The sequence below is a fragment of the Subtercola boreus genome (assembly GCF_003399625.1).
GTDB lineage: Bacteria > Actinomycetota > Actinomycetes > Actinomycetales > Microbacteriaceae > Subtercola > Subtercola boreus_C.
In genome coordinates this window covers 177,215-192,521 of the sequence record NZ_NBXA01000022.1, presented here as the reverse complement: position 1 = coordinate 192,521, position 15,307 = coordinate 177,215, and the positions used below count along the sequence as shown (strand labels likewise).

Below are 15,307 nucleotides of genomic sequence, written 5' to 3'. Positions count from 1 at the left end.
CGACCGACCTGCCACCCGCGTTCCGGAATGCCGCCTTCAGCCGGTCTGATGCCCTCCGTCGGGGTATCGACGATAACCGGCTGCGTCGATCAGACCTTGTGGCGCCGTTTCGCGGGGTGCGCGTCTCACTCGAGAACCGCCCTTCGAACATCCGGAGCCGGTGCGAGGCCTACGCTCCTCGGCTGCGTCCCGGTCAGTATTTCAGTCATCGCACGGCTGCACTGCTGTGGGGCTTGCCTGCGTACGAGCGGCGTTCCGGCCTGGCTGCGGTGGATGTCGCTGTTTCAGTCGGAAACGGGTGGCCTCCGGATGCCCGGGGGGTGAGCGGTCACGTTGTCGGTGGAAGGCCGCCCGACGTTACGACACTCGACGGGCTTCCGGTCTGCGACGCGGTGTCCGCGTGGATCCAGCTCGGAAGCGTAGCGGGCCTCGATGAACTGATCGCAATGGGTGATGCAGCGGTATTCCGCCCGCGGTATCCGAAGAGAGGTGATGCTCGGCCCTTCGCCGACCTCGATGGACTCCGGGTGCGCGTGAACGAGTTCCGGGGCCGGGGGAAGCGCCGTCTTGCGGCCGCGCTCGACCTCGTACGGGAAGGCGTCGAATCGCCGATGGAGACCGCGCTGCGTCTTCTCCTGATCCGAGACGGACTACCGGAGCCCGAGGTCAACGTCGACATTCGCACTCCGAGCGGGGGGTTCGCCGGTCGTGCCGACCTCTACTATCCCGAGTTCCGACTCATCGTCGAATACGACGGAGAGCAGCATCGATTCAATCGTGAGATCTACGCCGAGGATCAACGTCGGATCGCCCGACTCATCGAAGCGGGCGAGACCGTTCAGCGCGTGCGGATAGAGGGCCTCCGCTCGGAGGCCCCCGTCACGCTCTGCGATGTGCGCACCGCCCTCACAGCCGCCGGGTGGCGGCCGCCGAACCCACATCGACTCGGGAGTTCTTGTCGGTGAGACAGCGCTGGAGCGACAGAAACTACCGAGTCGATGGCGGGGAGCGAGAAGGGGGAGGGGAGGGAGAGGGGGGGGGCTAGCGGAAGGCAGCGCGGGTGTACTGGGGAGGCCAGTAGTCGAGGGTGACGCCGAGTTCGTGGGCGGCGCGGAGCGCGAAGTGGGGATCGCGCAGGAACTGCCGCGCCATCATCACCGCGTCGGCGCGTCCGGAGGCCACCACCTCCGCTGCCTCGGCTGCCGTCGTGATGAGGCCGACGGCGCTCACCGGCACGCCGGCCTCCGTTCGCAGCGTCTCGGCGAGCTCCACCTGGTAGAGCGGGGCGGCCGGGATCGTCACACCGGTCACGTTGCCGCCGCTCGAGACGTCGAAGAGGTCGGCCCCGGCATCCTTCGCCCAGCCGGCGACGGTGACGGTCTGCTGGATGTCCCAGCCACCGCTGGCGGCCCAGTCCGTTCCCGAGAAGCGCACGAAGAGCGGCATCAGCTCGCCGATCTCGGCCCGGACGGCCGCGACCACCTCGAGCACGAAACGGGCCCGGTTCTCCAGGCTCCCGCCGTAGGAGTCGGTGCGCTCGTTGCTGAGCGGCGAGAGGAACTGGTGCATCAGGTACCCGTGGGCAGCGTGGAGTTCGATCACGTCGAAGCCGGCGTCGACGGAGCGGCGGGCGGCGGCGCGGAAGTCCTCGACGAGCTGCGCGATCTCGTCGACGGTGAGCTCTGCGGGCACGTCGTACCCCGGGAAGGCGACAGCCGACGGTGCGACGGTCGACCAGCCGCCTTCCGCGAGGGGAACGGTGCCCTTCGTGTCGGCCCAGGGCCGGAAGACCGAGGCCTTCCGTCCGGCATGGGCGAGCTGGATGCCCGTGGCGGTGCCCTGGGCGTGCAGCAGGGTGTTGATGCGGGCGAACGCCTGCTGCTGCTCATCGGTGTAGAGCCCGAGATCCTGCAGGGAGATCCGCCCCTCGGGGGTGACCGCGGTGGCCTCGGTGATGATGAGTCCGACGCCGCCACTTGCGAACGAGCCGAGGTGCGCGAGATGCCAGTCGGTCGGCACGCCGTCCTGCTTCTCGGCCGAGTACTGGCACATAGGCGCGACCCACAGTCTGTTGCGGAACTCTGTCGCGCGGATGGTCAGGGGGCTGAAGAGCGTTGCGGAGGTCACGTGGGAGTAGAAGCGAGCGGGCGAACGAGATATTCCGGGGCGGGCATGGAGGTGGCACACGGGGCGCGGCGGGCATGGAGGTGGCGCACGGGGCGCGGCAGGGTGGTGGCGGCATCCCGGCGCGACCTATCGTGGAATCATGAGCGTCGACCCCTTCACCGATTTCACCGCAGCGGATGCCCGGGCCTTCGTCGAGCCGCCGGGGGAGCATGACGACAAGTACTCCCGCGGTGTGCTCGGCGTGATGACCGGCTCGGCGAGCTTCCCGGGCGCCGCCGTGCTCGGTGTGGAGGGTGCGAGCCGCACCGGGGTCGGTATGCTCCGCTACATCGGGCCGGGGCGCGCAACGCGGCTCGTGCTGCAGCGCCGGCCCGAGGTCGTCACGGCCGAGGGGCGCGTGCAGGCGTGGCTGACGGGTTCGGGAATGGATGCCCGCACCCGCAGCGACGACGTGACCTCGGCGCTGGTGGGGGCGCTCAGCTCGGGGGATCCGGCCGTCGTCGACGCCGGCGCGCTCGACCTGCTCGAGCACGCGACCGGCCCTGTGGTGATCACCCCGCACGCCGGGGAGCTGGTGACGCTGCTGGCATCCCGGGGGGTCGAGGCCAGCCGGGAGCAGGTGACCCGGGAGCCGGCCCGCTGGGCGGTGGAGGCGGCGCGGCTGTTCGGTGTCACCGTGCTGCTGAAGGGGCACGTCACGCACGTCGTGGGCGTGGGTCATCGCCTGCGGGTCACAGCGCCGACCACCGAGCTCGCCACGGCGGGGTCGGGCGATGTGCTGGCGGGCATCCTCGGCGCTCTGGTGGCCACACACCGCGAGCGACTGGATGCCGAACCTGCCCTGCTCGCCGAACTGGCTGCGGCGGCGGCGGTGCTTCACGGCCTCGCGGGCGAGCGCGCCTCGGGCGGTGGGCCGATCGTCGCGCTCGACATTGCGGAGGCCGTGCCGGCCGTCATCGGAGAACTCCGCCGCATAAGATAGCGGGGTGCGTCGACTGGCTACGAACCCCCTGCTGATCTGGCCCGTCTTCGTCGCCATCCATCTCTGGCTCGGATACGTCGGCCTCACGGCTCCGACCCTGCCCTGGGGGGATGTGACTGTGGTCTACAACACGTGGATCCAGAACGGGTTCGAAGGATATTGGATCGGCATCGACGGCCCGTGGGTCTATCCGCTCCTCGCCCTGGCACCCATGATCGCGGCGGCGGCGTTCGGAAAGACGCTCTACGGCATCACCTGGCTCGTGCTGGTGGTGCTCGCGAACGGGGCCGTGTTGGCGTTCATCCTGAACTCCCGTGCGACCCGTGTCGCGCCCGCTGGGGAGGGGTCGCCCGACCGGGCTACCCGGCCCGACCACATGCCGGCACCGGATGCCCGCCCGACCGGCTTCGGCCCGAACATCCGTTTCGTGGCCGCCTGGTGGTGGCTCGCGGCCCTGCTGCTGCTCGGTCCTGTCGCGCTCGGGCGCATCGACACCTTCGAGGTGGCGCTCGTCATCGTGGGGCTCCTGCTGGCCATCCGCCGCCCCGCCGTCGCCGGGGCGCTGCTCGCCGCCGCCACCTGGGTGAAGGTCTGGCCGATCGCCATGGTCGTCGCGGTCATGATCGCCGCGAAGAAGCGCTGGAGCGTCGCCATCGCCGCAGCGGTGACCGCTGCCGTCATCGCGGGCGTGGGACTGGCGCTCGGTGCCGGCGCCAACCTGATCAGCTTCGTCACCCAGCAGACCGGTCGTGGCTTGCAGATCGAGGCACCGATCAGCACCCCGTTCATGTGGGGTGCCTACCTGAAGCTGCCCGGGTCGGTCGTCTACTACGACCAGGACATCCTGACGTTCCAGGTGAAGGGAGCGGGCGGCCCCATCGCCGACGTGCTGACCACGCCGCTCCTTGCGCTCGCGGTGCTGGCCCTGCTGTTGATCGGGGTCTGGGTGGTGCGCTCGGGTGCCCGGGTGACCGAGGTGCTGCCGCCGCTCACCCTGGCCCTGGTGACGGCGCTGATCGTGTTCAACAAGGTCGGTTCCCCGCAGTTCATGCTGTGGCTGACGGCCCCGGTCATCCTGGGGATCATCTGGCAGGGCAAGCGGTTCCGCACCTTTGCGATCATCGCGGCCGTGCTCGCCCTGCTGACGCAGGTCATCTACCCGTACTACTACGACTGGCTGATCTCACTGAACACGTTCATGCTCGTCACCCTGACGGTGCGGAACCTCCTCGTCTGCGTTCTGTTCGTTCTCGCGGTGCGTGCGCTCGTCACGACCCGCGTGAAGAAGAGCGCGCCGGTCTCCGCTCCTGTCGCTGTGAAGGTGGTCACCTGATGCTCGTCGCATTCTCTGTCGCTCCCTCGGGCGGTGAGGGCCCCGAAGCCTCCGTTCACGATGCGGTCGCGGCCGCCGTGCGCGTGGTGCGGGAATCGGGCCTGCCGAACCACACCGACTCGATGTTCACCACGATCGAGGGCACGTTAGCAGAAGAAGGACATTGGAGAATGGCATGCTAGTTGCATTTTCAGTGGCGCCGAGCGGCGACGGCCGCGCCGACGGGTCAGTCCACGACGCCGTCGCTGCCGCAGTGCGTATCGTTCGCGAGAGCGGGCTCCCGAACCACACCGACTCGATGTTTACGACGATCGAGGGAGAGTGGGCGGAAGTGTTCGACGTCATTCGCCGGGCGACCGAGGCGGTCGGAGAGTACGGGTCGCGCGTGTCTCTTGTGCTGAAGGCCGACATTCGGCCTGGCTACTCTGGTGAGCTGACTTCGAAACTCGACCGGCTCGAAGAGGCGCTCGGCTAGAGCCCGATACCATCGGATTGTGGGGAATCGATGGGGCACAGTAGTTTCGGGCTGGAGCAAGCACCGATATGCCATAGGAGGATCTTTCTCTCTCGCGGTCGGTCTTGGAGCGACCGTGGTTCTAGCGTTTGCGGGCGGCAGTGACCAGCCTCCCTCAGGCGCTCAGAGCGCCTTTCTCGTGTTGGTAGCGGCTGTGTTCCAGGGCGGAAGCATTTGGGCATTCGCGAAAAAAGATCGGGCAGAGCCGGAGGCGGTGAAGATCGCGCTCAGGCGCCTTCTAAAGATCTCCACTCGCATCAATTCCGCCAGGCTTATGGCCGAGCGCGGAAACGACGAGGTCGCTGCGCGGGCGAAGGCCGATACCCTCGGCGAGTTGAGCACCGCTCTCAGCTTCATCGAAGAGGATCTCGTCGAAAGCGTCGAGGACTGGTCGAACCTACACCCGGCGGTACTGCGAGCAATTGAGGAAGGACGCAATGACTGACACCGAGGATCGGATCGAAGGAAAGGTCGCTCAGATACTGACAGAGCAGGATCTTGTGATCAATCGCGGCTCTTTACAGGGTGTCCGAATCGGAATGCGCTTTGCGATTCTGAGCCCAAGAGGTGCGGACATCAAGGACCCGGATACGGGCGAGATTCTCGACTCGGTCGAGCTGGCGAAGACTTTCGTCAAGATCGTCGACGTCAAGCCGAAGGTGGCTGTCGGTCGGACTTTCCGCACCATAAAGAGCCGAGGGACCTCGATATCCGCGCTTGGTTTTGCGTTTGGTACTGGCGAGGATCGCCAGGAGACACTTCGGACCTCTGAGCGACGTCTCCAACAGGACCTGAGCCCCTCGGATTCATATGTGAAGATCGGCGACCCGGCCGTTCAGGTCATCGGGGACTCGTTCGCGGGCCTGGAGTGGGATCCGAGCTAGCATGGCCCGATCTGATGCGTGAGATGTCTTACGGTTGTTGAGCATTGTTTGACTTATAGCGCCGGTCTCAATTAACCTCGAACCGCTCGGCACGGTGCCGGAGCGAGAGAAGGAACCATGACAGCAGCGGCAGAGTACACAGCAACATTCGAGGAGCTGCGCCAAGCGGCCGGTGTCGTGCACGGCGGGCCGGAACGACGGAGCCAGCATCTCCGCGTCGACGGATCGCTGATCGGCCGGACGGCGGGCGGGACCTGGACGGTCTTCCGCGACAGGTCGAGCTCGCAATGGGTCCCGCGCACTGAGGAACAGATCGCCGAGTACGTCGCCGCGAACGCCTAAGCCGTTTACACGTCGCGGAGGCCAAGTAACCCTCGGGACGGGTCGGCCCCCTGGGCGAACATGGCGCCGCTGCGGACCTCCTCGGCGTGCGCCCTACAGATCGCATAGGCGACGCCGAGGCCGCCCTCGTCGAGCCTCAACTCCTCGGACGGGTCGGCGTCGCACCCGTCGATCAGGCACTCGATCTTCATAGGGCCCCGGTAGTGCGGAAGCCGGTCGTCTCGTCCAGTGGCCGGGTGACGAGGGAACGATCTCCGCAGATTGGGACAGGACCTACCCGGACAGCGCCGCAATGCCGCGGGGATCCGGGCGGGCGAGGCGGTCGAGGCGATTACGCCGCAGGCGGCGGCGCCGCTCACCGTCAGTGAGCCTAGTTTCGCCCTGGCTGACTCGGCCAGGCGGCGGAGTCGACGCCGACGAACTGCCAGTAGGAATTCTGGATCTCGCGGGGTGGGGCGGTAAATGCGACTGTGCAGGTCGTTGTCTCGCCGACCGCGATCTTCTCTGCCGCGCATTTCATGTCGGGGTGCGTGCCGTAGGCCTCGTCGTGCTCCGGGTAATTCAGGTTCCCCGGCGTCCATATCGGGTGCGTGGCATAGGCCACCGTGTTACGCGTGAGGTCGTCTTGCGTGTGAGTGATGGAGACCGGGGAGGTCATCGTCACCCGGTCGCCGAGGATAGTCAGTGTCGGCACACCGGTAACGGTGACGCTGTACGCGAATGGGTTGCTGGAGGCGGGTTGGCCGAGCGCAACTGCTCGACTGATGGGGGTCCAGGTGCCGTCCGTGACTTCGGCCCATGGTTGCGCGGTGGGCGTCGGTGTCGGCGACTTCGTTGCTGACCGAGAACCGGAGAGGCTACCGGCGGCGTCTGCGGCAGACGGCACGGCTCCGGCCGAGGCGCATCCCGCCAGAGTGAGGGTTGTTGCGACCATAGCCAAGAGAACGACAGACGGGTTTCGCATAAGCGCATCCTAACTGGAGGGCCTGGCGGTCCAGTTATCCGAGGACGACGTCGGCGAGGGATTGAAGCTCGCGGGCAGGTACGGGGCGGGCGCTCGATCGGACCGGCTACGGTCCGCGGCGACGAGATCGCCGAGCTGAAGGCCGGTCAGGTCGCTGATTTGCTGGACCGAGAATTGGAACGTCTTGAACGGTCCGAGGGGCGGCGGGCTACCGGCTGCGATCGCGCGGGCGGTGCGGAGGTCGATCTCGTCCAGCTCGGGCGGCTGGTCTAGGAAGAAGCCCGCCGAGGCGAGCTGGGACGCTCCGGCGTTGTCGCTCTCGGTCCAGGCTGCGATCTTCCAGAACACGCGCCGAATCTGGATCCCGCGATAGGCCGGGTCGTCTGACGCCAGGACCGGCCCGGTGAAAACGCTGATCTTCTGCTCGTACACGCTGGTGTATTCCAGGACGTGATTCTCTAGGCCGCCCCATAGCTCGGCGGACTGGTTGAATTCGCCAGCCTGGGGCGCGCAGTTCGTGTAGACGAAGGTGGCCTGGTTCGCGGCGGTCGCGGTCGCCAGGTCGCCCCAGACGGGGTCGCGGCGGCGCACCTGGTGACCGCGGTCTAGGTCGTTGTTCGAGTAGATCTCCGGCCCGGCCTGCTCGGTCGCGGGGATGCGCGGGTCGAGGTGCCAGTCGCCGCCGCGCTCTATGTCACGGAGGAGCGCTCCGTCGATGTTCACGGCCGTCGCGGCAGGCAGTCGGCGGGCCGGGTCCTGGGGCGTGGAGGGGGCGATCTATCGAACCATTGAGCTAGGGCGCGTCCGGGCTGCACGTGACCCGTTGCCGGATAACATCTGCCCATGTCAACATTCTCTGAACGTGCGGGAGTCACGCCACCTCGCACCATAGTCCAAGTCGAGAGTCTGGACGACGCGACCAGGACTGCGCTATGGAATTCCTACCTCGGGGTCATTTCGAAGCTCGAGCAGATGGGCTCGTACGGAGAATACGCCGAGCGGTTTAGAAGACATGTGTGGTCGAGTCTGCTTGAACAACCGCTAGACGAATTCACCATACATCGACTTACCGCGGCCCTGAAGGCTCGTCATCAGACCGGAACGTGGGCATCTGTTCTAGATGTGGTCGAGTTCATCGCTCAAAACGCGGGCGACAGTTCGGGCGTCTCATCCGCCTATATCGCCTGGGTCACGGATGACTTCGAGCGCTACGTCGTCGGCTACCGAATTCTGAACGATCAAGTCGTTCCCGTAAGCGCGCCTGCAGAGGTGGCGGCAATCGAGGACGCGCTCGCATCGGCGGGATCGAATGCGCGAACCCACCTGCGCCGCGCCGTGGAGTTGTTGGGCAGCCGCGACAAGCCCCAGTATGCAAAGGTCGTGTCTGAATCGATCAGCGCAGTAGAAGCCACGGTCGCCGAGCTCACCGGTGACAACACTCTGAGTAGCGGCCTACGAAAGCTACAGGGCAAGGGGGTTCCCGCCCACGGTGCTTTGATTGACGGCTGGACAAAGCTCTACGGCTACACCAGCGACGCGGCCGGGATCCGACATGCCCTCGTCCGGCCCGAAGACGCAGACGAGCCTCTCGCTGTGTACTTTCTGGTAGCTTCGTCAGCTTTCGTCAATTACCTCCTCAAGCATGCTTGACCGATATACAGGCCAAGCCAACGTACCGGCGGAGTTTGTTCCGTCCCTTTCGCCGAAATCTCAGGCAACCGGCGGCGCAAGGCTTGTTAGGGCGAGTCTTCGGTGACCTGGGTGGCCCGCTGAGGGCCGCAACCTCCGCACAGGACGGAGAGCGCCCAGTCGGGGGCAGTTCGGCCGCCAGACAAAATGAAGCGGCCGGTGGACCGGGTCTGAGCGGCGCGTCAGAATGGCGGAGGCGGCGTCGCTTTCGCTGCCGCTGTCACAGTGGCTCGTAACACCTGCCCGGCGAGCGCGTGATGCGCGGCGAGTGCCGCCGCACCTTCCTGGCGGGCGCGTGTAAACGACTCCTGTAACTCGGGGGAGTCGCGGACCGCGTCGGCCGCTGCGCGAAGAACGCCGACGGCGGTGACGTACGCCGGGTCGAGCGTGATCGCTTCGACGGGGCGGGGCTCTCGTCGAGCGGCGGCTCCGACGTCGGGACGTCTCAACGCGAGTACCGGGCGCGAGCGGCGGCGCGTCCACGCTGCGATGCCGTCTGAGGTCCGGCGGTCGGAGTGACGAGCCGAGCGAGAATTGTCGATGCGGATGCGCGCGCGAGTCGGGCCTCGGTAACGGCCGGGTGGAGGACGACCTGGCCGGTTGAGCCGGTTGCAACAATGCCAGCGTCGCGGGCGACTCCGTCGAGCCTGTCAGCGGAGGATGTGAGCGCTGCGGCATGCTCTAGTGAGGCCAGTTCGGCCCCGGCTAGGTCGGGGCGCTCGTCGATGCCGCCGAGGAAGACGTCGCGCGCGGAGTCCGTCCAGTCGGGCGGGAGGAGCCAGTCGTCTGGAAGGCTTGTCGGGGTCATGCGGTTAACCTTTCGGATGCGGGATTAGTCGCGATGGTAGATTCGCGATATGACGAGAAGGCAGCGAACGACCGCGCTCGTTGTCGGTGCTGTGCTGCTATTGGCGGGAGTCGTTTATTTCCTGGTGGGTGACGCCGTGTTCCCGAAGGTCGTCGGGGCTGTGATCTGGGCCTGCGGCCTGGCGTTCTTGTTGATCGCAGCGAACGGCCGACGGCGCCCTAGCTGAGCACGGAAAAACCAGGCGTCTGCCGGTAGCGAGAGTGAGACGCTATGCCGCTTCGGGCTTGCACGAGAGAGGGGAGGGGGAGTCACCCCCCAGGGGGTAGAGGTGTCGGCGCCTCGGGCGCGGAAGGCGTCCGATAGCGTGGCAGCGTGCGCATCGCGGGTTTCTGGAACATAGAAGGTTGGCCGCTTCCGGCTGAGTGGTCTGCTTGGTGGGGCTTCCTAGGTTTTCTCCTCACGACGATCACGGTTATCGCTGCGCTGATCCAGCTGCGAGCATTCATCCGGGAATCCGAGGCTCGCGGGCGACCGTTCGTGATTGCAGATCTGACGTTTCGATCGAACCTGCTGAATATCACCGTCAGTAACATCTCTACTTCCGCAGCGCAGAACGTGCGGCTCAGCGTGGATCGCCCTTTCGAGTCCACCCGGCCGGATAGCGCAGCGGTGCTGAATCGCATCTTCGATCCGGCAAATGAGCTTCAGCTGCTTGCTCCATCCCGAAGTATCAGCTGGCATCTGGACCGCGGCCCTGACTACATGGGCAATAAGTCGCTACCACGGCACTACAGCGTCACTGTCTCTTACGAGGATCCCCGAATATTGCGGCGGTCACCTGGGAACCCCTGGAGGAAGCGTGTCCCTGTACGGTATTCAGATTCGTTCCAGCTCAGCCTGGATCAGTGGAGTCAGGCTCTGCTTCCCCAGGACTACGAGAATAAGAACTGGAATATCCGCAACCGGAACGAGAGCCAGATCAGGAAGCTTGCCAGCGCGGCGTCCGGGATCGAGGATGAATTGGAACAACTAAATGAGGGGCTCAAGACTCGGAAACCGCGAATCCGAGGGCGCCGAGCAAGGCTTTAGTCGTGCAGTACCGACGGCGCTAGGCACCGTCCCTGTAGCCTATGCGGGTGGGGAAGTTCAGGGTTGGTGCCGCAGTAACGTTTGCCTGTCTCATCGCGCTATCAGCGTCAGGTTGCATAACGATCAACACCGGGTCGCCAGTCGCGCCGGTGACGACGAAGCCTGCCCCCCCCCCGGCTACATCGGCGCCCGACCAACCGGACGATAAGGCGGCGACCGATAGCCTCGTCGGTGCCCTCGGGGCTCTGTTCGCTTAGGTGGAGACCTACGCACCCGCGAATTGCGACTATGTCCGTTTCACCGCTAGTCAGTTTGCGAATGCGACTCCACTCGACAACTATCGGGGCACATACGAGAGCATCGCGGCCAACATGCAGACTGTCGCGGTCCTCTGCGGATCTGACCCCGCCGACGCTGATGCAGTCAACTTGGCGGTGCTCACTCGGCGCGACGTCGTCAAGGTAATGAATGCACAGAAGGTTCTCGGTAACGCAGCCTGGGGCAACCCCGAGCCCGTCCCGGGCAAGCAAGCGGGCTGAGCGTTCAGTCAGCGCGTGGCATGCACCCGCCTGTCGACTGAGCAGTGCAGAATCGCAGAACCGGCCGAGGATCAGGCGCCGATACCATCCGGCCGCAGCCGCGGGCACACGATACCCAGAAGCGGACTCGGCTGTGGACCGCTACGCCTCGGGCCTCGCGTTGGCGACCTTCGTCGGCGACGGCCTGGCGCTGCCGCTCTCGTTCGTCCGCCGCGTGTGCGCGTCCTTCGGCGCGGGCGAGGTGGATGTCGGTTTCGTCTGCGATCACGGTCGAGCGCAGGTGTTCCAGGCGGCTCTCCGGTGATAGGGCTAGCCAAGTCTGGCGGGCGTGCGGGGCGCGGAGCTTCGCAGGGGTCCTGGTCGCTTCGGCCTCGGCGAACCGGCCGAGGGTTGTCATGCGATGCTCGACACGCGATCGGACCGCGGTAGCGAGGTCTGCGAGCGGGGAGGGAGTTTCGGTCTTTGTCATAGTCGAGCGGCCTCCTGAGCCACTGCGCCACGGCGGGCGCGGATAGGGGGTGCCGGGACAGCTCGGGCGTCTGCCCCGGCGAGATGTAGCTAGTCATCAAGGATGATCCGGGCGCGGACGACCTGAGACGGCGGCGCGGTGCGCGCAGCCAGCGCGATTGCGTTCGCGTCGAACCGGACGGGATCGTCGCCGCCGTGGCCCGGGCGAAGCGCCAGGGTGAGGTCGAGCTGGGGCGGTTTGGCGTCGGACGCGGGCTGGAAAGAGTTGGTCATCGCAGACCGCCCGCTCGCGCCGCGCGGACCGACGAGAGAACGTCGGCGACGAAGGTCTCTTGCGCCGCGGTGGCCGCGCGGTCGACGTGAACCTGGGCGAGATACTCAGCGGGGGTGACGCCCGCGCGGGTGGCCTGCCAGGTCAACTGGCGAAGCGCCCCAGCGTCCAGCTCCTCGGCCGTCTCCGGCAGCGGGCGCGCGGCCTGGACGGCGCGGACGATCGCCTCTGTGTCGGCGGTGCTCACGCTGCGACCTCGGTCGCGAAGCTCACCGGCGAAAACGCGTCGATCTGATCCTGGACGAGGCGCAGGACGTGCGCCCGGTCCTCCAGCGGCCTCTGTGCTCGCGGAGTGCGGAGGAACGAGGCGGCTTCCTCTCGTTCTCGGAGCGCCTCCTGAAGAGCTGCGAGGGCGGCCTCGGCATCCGCGTGCCTGTCTTGTGCGAACGCTGAGACGGCCTCTCGGGCGCGCGGCTCCGACTTGCCCTCTGAGATCAGGGTTGCGAAGGATCGCCACGCTGCGGAGCTGCGTCGGTTGTATGCGCTTTCGGCGGCCTGAGCGTCAGCGTAGGCAGCCTGGAGCGCGTCGAATTCAGCCGTGCTCACGCCACGCGCCGGTCCGGGGAACGTGTCGGGCGGTGTTCCAAGGGTCTGAACTTTGCCACGACGCGCCCGCATTGCCTCGTTCGTCGCGGCGCGGAGTACCTCGCCGCCCGCTTCCGTGCGTCGCGCATGGGTGAGGGCCTCGACGGCGCCGGGGACCGCGTCGATCAGGAACGCGGGCGGCAGACCGTCGGGGCGAGCTTCAATGTTGTTGGTCATTCGGTTTCTCTTTCTGTTTGTGCCGCTCTCGCGGCTGGCGGGGTCGGGGTGAATTTCAGGCCGTACGCCGGATGGGTGTCACGGCGGCGAGGTGCTCGCGCTAGAGAGGGAAGGCGCCGAGGAAACGACCAGATATATGGCCGAAGCCTGGCTGAGAGGGCCGGATGTGACGGAATGACGAAAGGTACGTCACTTCTGCTTCTTTCCTTAAGAGAGAGAACTCTAGAGAGAAAGAAGAGAAGTGACGTAAGAACCGTCATTCCGTCACACCGGTGTCCGGCGTCCGGCCTCTGCGCTCGGCGGAGGCTCCCATCCTCGGCGCAGCGGCGAGCGGCCCTACCGGGCGCCCGGATCAAGCAGCGCTTCGACGGCGACTTGGCGCGAAAAGCTCATCGGCGCGGCGGATCACGGCACCCAGCGCCTCGGCGTTGACGGCGATCGCGGCGAGCTGCTGATCGATCAGGACGGCGACCGCCTCCTCTCGCCAGGCGTCAGTCGCTCGGCGCCGGTAGTCGTTTCGGTGAGCGCCGGAACAGAATCGTGCGGTGCTTCGCTGGGCCTGAAACGGCCGATCACAGTAGTTGCAGTGTTGGATGAACGAGGACATAGTTCTTCCTTCGTTAGAGGGCGACCGGCAAAGGTCGATTGAAAAAGCGCCCGCACTCGGCGGGCGAGGCGGCGGGCAGGCTGGAGCCCCGCCGCCAGCACGCGGACGAGGCTCCAGGTTCCCCGCCAGGGGCCGCGACGCGAACGGCCTAATGACCGCGTGCGGAAGGAGAAGGGGCCGTCGGGAGAGGACGCCGAAGGCCGCCAGGCATGGGCGCGCCAACAGGCCAACTCACCTCGCATGCCAAGCCGCTGCAACAGAGAACAGGGGGGCTCATTAGAGGAGAGGGCCACGTGGCTCGGTTATGCCTCCTCAGGCGTGCGGCCGCCTAACTTGCGAAGTCGCGCTCCGTGAGGTAACCGATCGGGAACTCGACTGAGACGCGCGCCGGGTCCCAGCGTCCCCGCTGCGCCGCGTGCGCGAGCGTGATCGACACGCCGGAAGCTTCGATGATCTCGCGCCGCAAAGTGACGTCCCGATCCGCCCAGGCTTCCTCGACGGTCATACCGGCGTCGACCATGACGACGACTGGGCGCTCGGGCACCGCCTCCAGCCGCTCCCGTTCACGGCGTAGATCCGTCAGTCGGTCGACGAGCGTAGGGACGTCGGCGTCGGGATCTCGGAGCCGGTCTGTCGTGTCGCGGATCGCTTCCTGGACCGCCGCAAGACCCGCGACCTCCCGAATTATGGTCGACGGCTCGACTAGGCGCAGGCGGCCGTAAGCGCCGAGGAACTGACGTTCGACTTCGGCTTCGATCCGGTAGCACTCGACGGCGACGCCGCACTCGCAGACGAGCCCGCGAGACTTTGCGTTGCAGGTGTAAATATCCTCTCCCGTTGTCGACCGGCGACTCTTCGCGACCAGCTCATGCCCGCAGGTGGGGCAAGAGAGGAGTCCGGAGAGAAGTCGAGTCCGCCGCTGTCTGCGCCCCTGGCGAGTTGCTTCTGATCGGCCGGGGATCGGCTTCCAATCGGTTAGCTCTCGGAGCCGTTCCACCTCCTCTACAGAGAGAAGTGGGGGCCACACTGAGACCGGGATTCCTAGCTCGTCTCGCAGCGGCTCGGCCTTCTTGGTCGTGGTCGTCTTACGGCCACTTCGCTTGTGAATGCCGCCGAGGCGAACCCTGCCGAGGACCGCGTCGGATCGTAGAATGCGCTGCACGCTTGTCGGCGACCAGTCGCGGCGAGACTCCGTCCCGTCGTCGTTCTTGATCGGCCGTCGAGTCGGAACTCCGTCCGCGTTCAGGCGAGCTGTCACAGCGAACACAGGAGACCCGGCGAGAACCTCGTCGGCCATGCGGCGGACGATGCGCGCCTCGAACGGCTCAGGCTCCAGCGCGCGACCTGCGCCGGTCGGGTGGGGTACGGATCGATAGCCGTACGGAACGACGCCTCCAGGCCAGCGGCCGTTGTTGCGAAGGCGCTCCTGGGAGGCTGCGACGCGGACGCCGATGGTCTTGGCTTCCATGCTCGCGAAGACCTGAAGAATCTCGATCATCGCCCGGCCCATTGCCGAGGTCGTGTCGAGGTTCTCGGTTGCGGAAATGATCTGAAGACCCTCGTCGAGGAGGACCCCAACATCGACGACGGACCGGACCAGGCGGTCGAGGCGCCAGACCATCACGGCATCGGCGTCACCTCTGCGGACCATCTCTCGGACCTTATTTAGTCCGGGCCGGTCGAGCCTGCTCCGCGTGGCGGAGACGTCGACGTCCTCGACCAAGTCGATCAACTCGAAGTCGTCGCGCAGCGTGCAAGTCTGCGCGATCAGCTCTCGCTGTCGGACGATCGACGTTGACTCCTCGCGTGACGCCCTGGACAGGCGAACATAACCGATAATTCTCACAGTGCACTCCTCGTGTTTGCAG

Annotated in this window: 21 protein-coding genes; 11 read left to right on the top strand and 10 right to left on the bottom strand. The window is 66.3% G+C overall.

The features are described 5' to 3' along the window. Window positions 1-320: 320 nt before the first annotated feature. Entirely contained in the window at window positions 321-965 is a 645-nt protein-coding gene (locus tag B7R21_RS11735; RefSeq protein ID WP_147305877.1) for a hypothetical protein, read from the top strand. Between the two features lie 76 nt (window positions 966-1,041). Here B7R21_RS11735 and B7R21_RS11730 read toward each other — a convergent pair whose 3' ends face one another. Next, on the bottom strand, window positions 1,042-2,127 hold the full coding sequence (locus B7R21_RS11730) for an NADH:flavin oxidoreductase/NADH oxidase (RefSeq protein ID WP_116283430.1): 1,086 nt from the start codon (window positions 2,125-2,127) through the stop codon (window positions 1,042-1,044). Window positions 2,128-2,266: 139 nt separating this feature from the next. On the opposite strand from B7R21_RS11730, the gene B7R21_RS11725 reads away from it, so the two are divergent. The 7 genes from B7R21_RS11725 (at window position 2,267) to B7R21_RS11695 (ending at window position 6,182) form a co-directional block, all read left to right on the top strand. After that, the gene (locus B7R21_RS11725) at window positions 2,267-3,109 is read left to right on the top strand and encodes an ADP-dependent NAD(P)H-hydrate dehydratase (RefSeq protein ID WP_116283429.1); all 843 of its coding nucleotides are present in this window, start codon (window positions 2,267-2,269) and stop codon (window positions 3,107-3,109) included. 4 nt (window positions 3,110-3,113) lie between these two features. Continuing rightward, window positions 3,114-4,442 carry a glycosyltransferase 87 family protein gene (locus B7R21_RS11720; protein WP_116283428.1) on the top strand — a complete coding sequence of 443 codons (1,329 nt, stop codon included), beginning with the start codon at window positions 3,114-3,116 and terminating at the stop codon, window positions 4,440-4,442. Then, window positions 4,442-4,624, top strand: coding sequence for a thiamine-binding protein (locus tag B7R21_RS11715; protein ID WP_437184188.1), 183 nt, complete (start codon window positions 4,442-4,444; stop codon window positions 4,622-4,624). Before B7R21_RS11720 ends, B7R21_RS11715 begins: the two co-directional genes overlap by 1 nt. Beyond that, window positions 4,618-4,917: a thiamine-binding protein gene (locus B7R21_RS11710; protein ID WP_116283427.1), complete on the top strand. Its 300-nt coding sequence runs from the start codon at window positions 4,618-4,620 to the stop codon at window positions 4,915-4,917. Before B7R21_RS11715 ends, B7R21_RS11710 begins: the two co-directional genes overlap by 7 nt. A gap of 115 nt (window positions 4,918-5,032) precedes the next feature. Then, window positions 5,033-5,401 (top strand): hypothetical protein, encoded by a 369-nt coding sequence (locus B7R21_RS20120; protein ID WP_116283426.1) that lies wholly within the window; start codon window positions 5,033-5,035, stop codon window positions 5,399-5,401. Further along, a complete protein-coding gene (locus tag B7R21_RS11700) occupies window positions 5,394-5,840 on the top strand; it encodes a hypothetical protein (protein WP_116283425.1) in 447 nt (148 codons plus the stop codon). Before B7R21_RS20120 ends, B7R21_RS11700 begins: the two co-directional genes overlap by 8 nt. 117 nt (window positions 5,841-5,957) lie before the next feature. Further along, on the top strand, window positions 5,958-6,182 hold the full coding sequence (locus tag B7R21_RS11695) for a hypothetical protein (RefSeq protein ID WP_116283424.1): 225 nt from the start codon (window positions 5,958-5,960) through the stop codon (window positions 6,180-6,182). Between the two features lie 5 nt (window positions 6,183-6,187). On the opposite strand, the gene B7R21_RS11690 is transcribed toward B7R21_RS11695, so the two are convergent. The 3 genes from B7R21_RS11690 to B7R21_RS11680 form a co-directional block, all read right to left on the bottom strand. Next, window positions 6,188-6,373 carry a hypothetical protein gene (locus B7R21_RS11690; protein ID WP_116283423.1) on the bottom strand — a complete coding sequence of 62 codons (186 nt, stop codon included), beginning with the start codon at window positions 6,371-6,373 and terminating at the stop codon, window positions 6,188-6,190. A 179-nt stretch (window positions 6,374-6,552) separates the two neighbouring features. Then, entirely contained in the window at window positions 6,553-7,116 is a 564-nt protein-coding gene (locus tag B7R21_RS11685; RefSeq protein ID WP_116283422.1) for a hypothetical protein, read from the bottom strand. Between the two features lie 39 nt (window positions 7,117-7,155). Continuing rightward, the gene (locus B7R21_RS11680) at window positions 7,156-7,869 is read right to left on the bottom strand and encodes a DNA/RNA non-specific endonuclease (RefSeq protein WP_253259766.1); all 714 of its coding nucleotides are present in this window, start codon (window positions 7,867-7,869) and stop codon (window positions 7,156-7,158) included. A 120-nt stretch (window positions 7,870-7,989) separates the two neighbouring features. On the opposite strand from B7R21_RS11680, the gene B7R21_RS11675 reads away from it, so the two are divergent. Then, window positions 7,990-8,796, top strand: coding sequence for an AbiJ-NTD4 domain-containing protein (locus tag B7R21_RS11675; RefSeq protein ID WP_147305874.1), 807 nt, complete (start codon window positions 7,990-7,992; stop codon window positions 8,794-8,796). Between the two features lie 484 nt (window positions 8,797-9,280). Here B7R21_RS11675 and B7R21_RS11670 read toward each other — a convergent pair whose 3' ends face one another. After that, window positions 9,281-9,643: a hypothetical protein gene (locus B7R21_RS11670; protein ID WP_116283419.1), complete on the bottom strand. Its 363-nt coding sequence runs from the start codon at window positions 9,641-9,643 to the stop codon at window positions 9,281-9,283. Between the two features lie 372 nt (window positions 9,644-10,015). Between B7R21_RS11670 and B7R21_RS11665 the strand changes: the two genes are divergently transcribed. Both B7R21_RS11665 and B7R21_RS20115 read left to right on the top strand, forming a co-directional pair. Continuing rightward, window positions 10,016-10,732: a hypothetical protein gene (locus B7R21_RS11665; RefSeq protein WP_116283418.1), complete on the top strand. Its 717-nt coding sequence runs from the start codon at window positions 10,016-10,018 to the stop codon at window positions 10,730-10,732. A gap of 672 nt (window positions 10,733-11,404) precedes the next feature. Beyond that, the gene (locus tag B7R21_RS20115; RefSeq protein ID WP_172592146.1) at window positions 11,405-11,575 is read left to right on the top strand and encodes a hypothetical protein; all 171 of its coding nucleotides are present in this window, start codon (window positions 11,405-11,407) and stop codon (window positions 11,573-11,575) included. A 254-nt stretch (window positions 11,576-11,829) separates the two neighbouring features. On the opposite strand, the gene B7R21_RS11655 is transcribed toward B7R21_RS20115, so the two are convergent. From B7R21_RS11655 to B7R21_RS11635, 5 genes are all read right to left on the bottom strand, one after another. Next, window positions 11,830-12,012, bottom strand: a complete 183-nt coding sequence (locus tag B7R21_RS11655) for a hypothetical protein (RefSeq protein WP_116283416.1) — start codon at window positions 12,010-12,012, stop codon at window positions 11,830-11,832. Beyond that, window positions 12,009-12,257 carry a hypothetical protein gene (locus B7R21_RS11650; RefSeq protein ID WP_116283415.1) on the bottom strand — a complete coding sequence of 83 codons (249 nt, stop codon included), beginning with the start codon at window positions 12,255-12,257 and terminating at the stop codon, window positions 12,009-12,011. Before B7R21_RS11650 ends, B7R21_RS11655 begins: the two co-directional genes overlap by 4 nt. After that, a complete protein-coding gene (locus B7R21_RS11645) occupies window positions 12,254-12,832 on the bottom strand; it encodes a hypothetical protein (RefSeq protein ID WP_116283414.1) in 579 nt (192 codons plus the stop codon). The genes B7R21_RS11650 and B7R21_RS11645 overlap by 4 nt, the downstream gene beginning before the upstream one ends. Before the next feature lie 352 nt (window positions 12,833-13,184). Continuing rightward, window positions 13,185-13,439: a hypothetical protein gene (locus tag B7R21_RS11640; RefSeq protein WP_116283413.1), complete on the bottom strand. Its 255-nt coding sequence runs from the start codon at window positions 13,437-13,439 to the stop codon at window positions 13,185-13,187. Between the two features lie 328 nt (window positions 13,440-13,767). After that, complete coding sequence (locus B7R21_RS11635) at window positions 13,768-15,285, bottom strand: recombinase family protein (protein WP_172592145.1); 1,518 nt, start codon at window positions 15,283-15,285, stop codon at window positions 13,768-13,770. Between the last annotated feature and the right edge of the window lie 22 nt (window positions 15,286-15,307).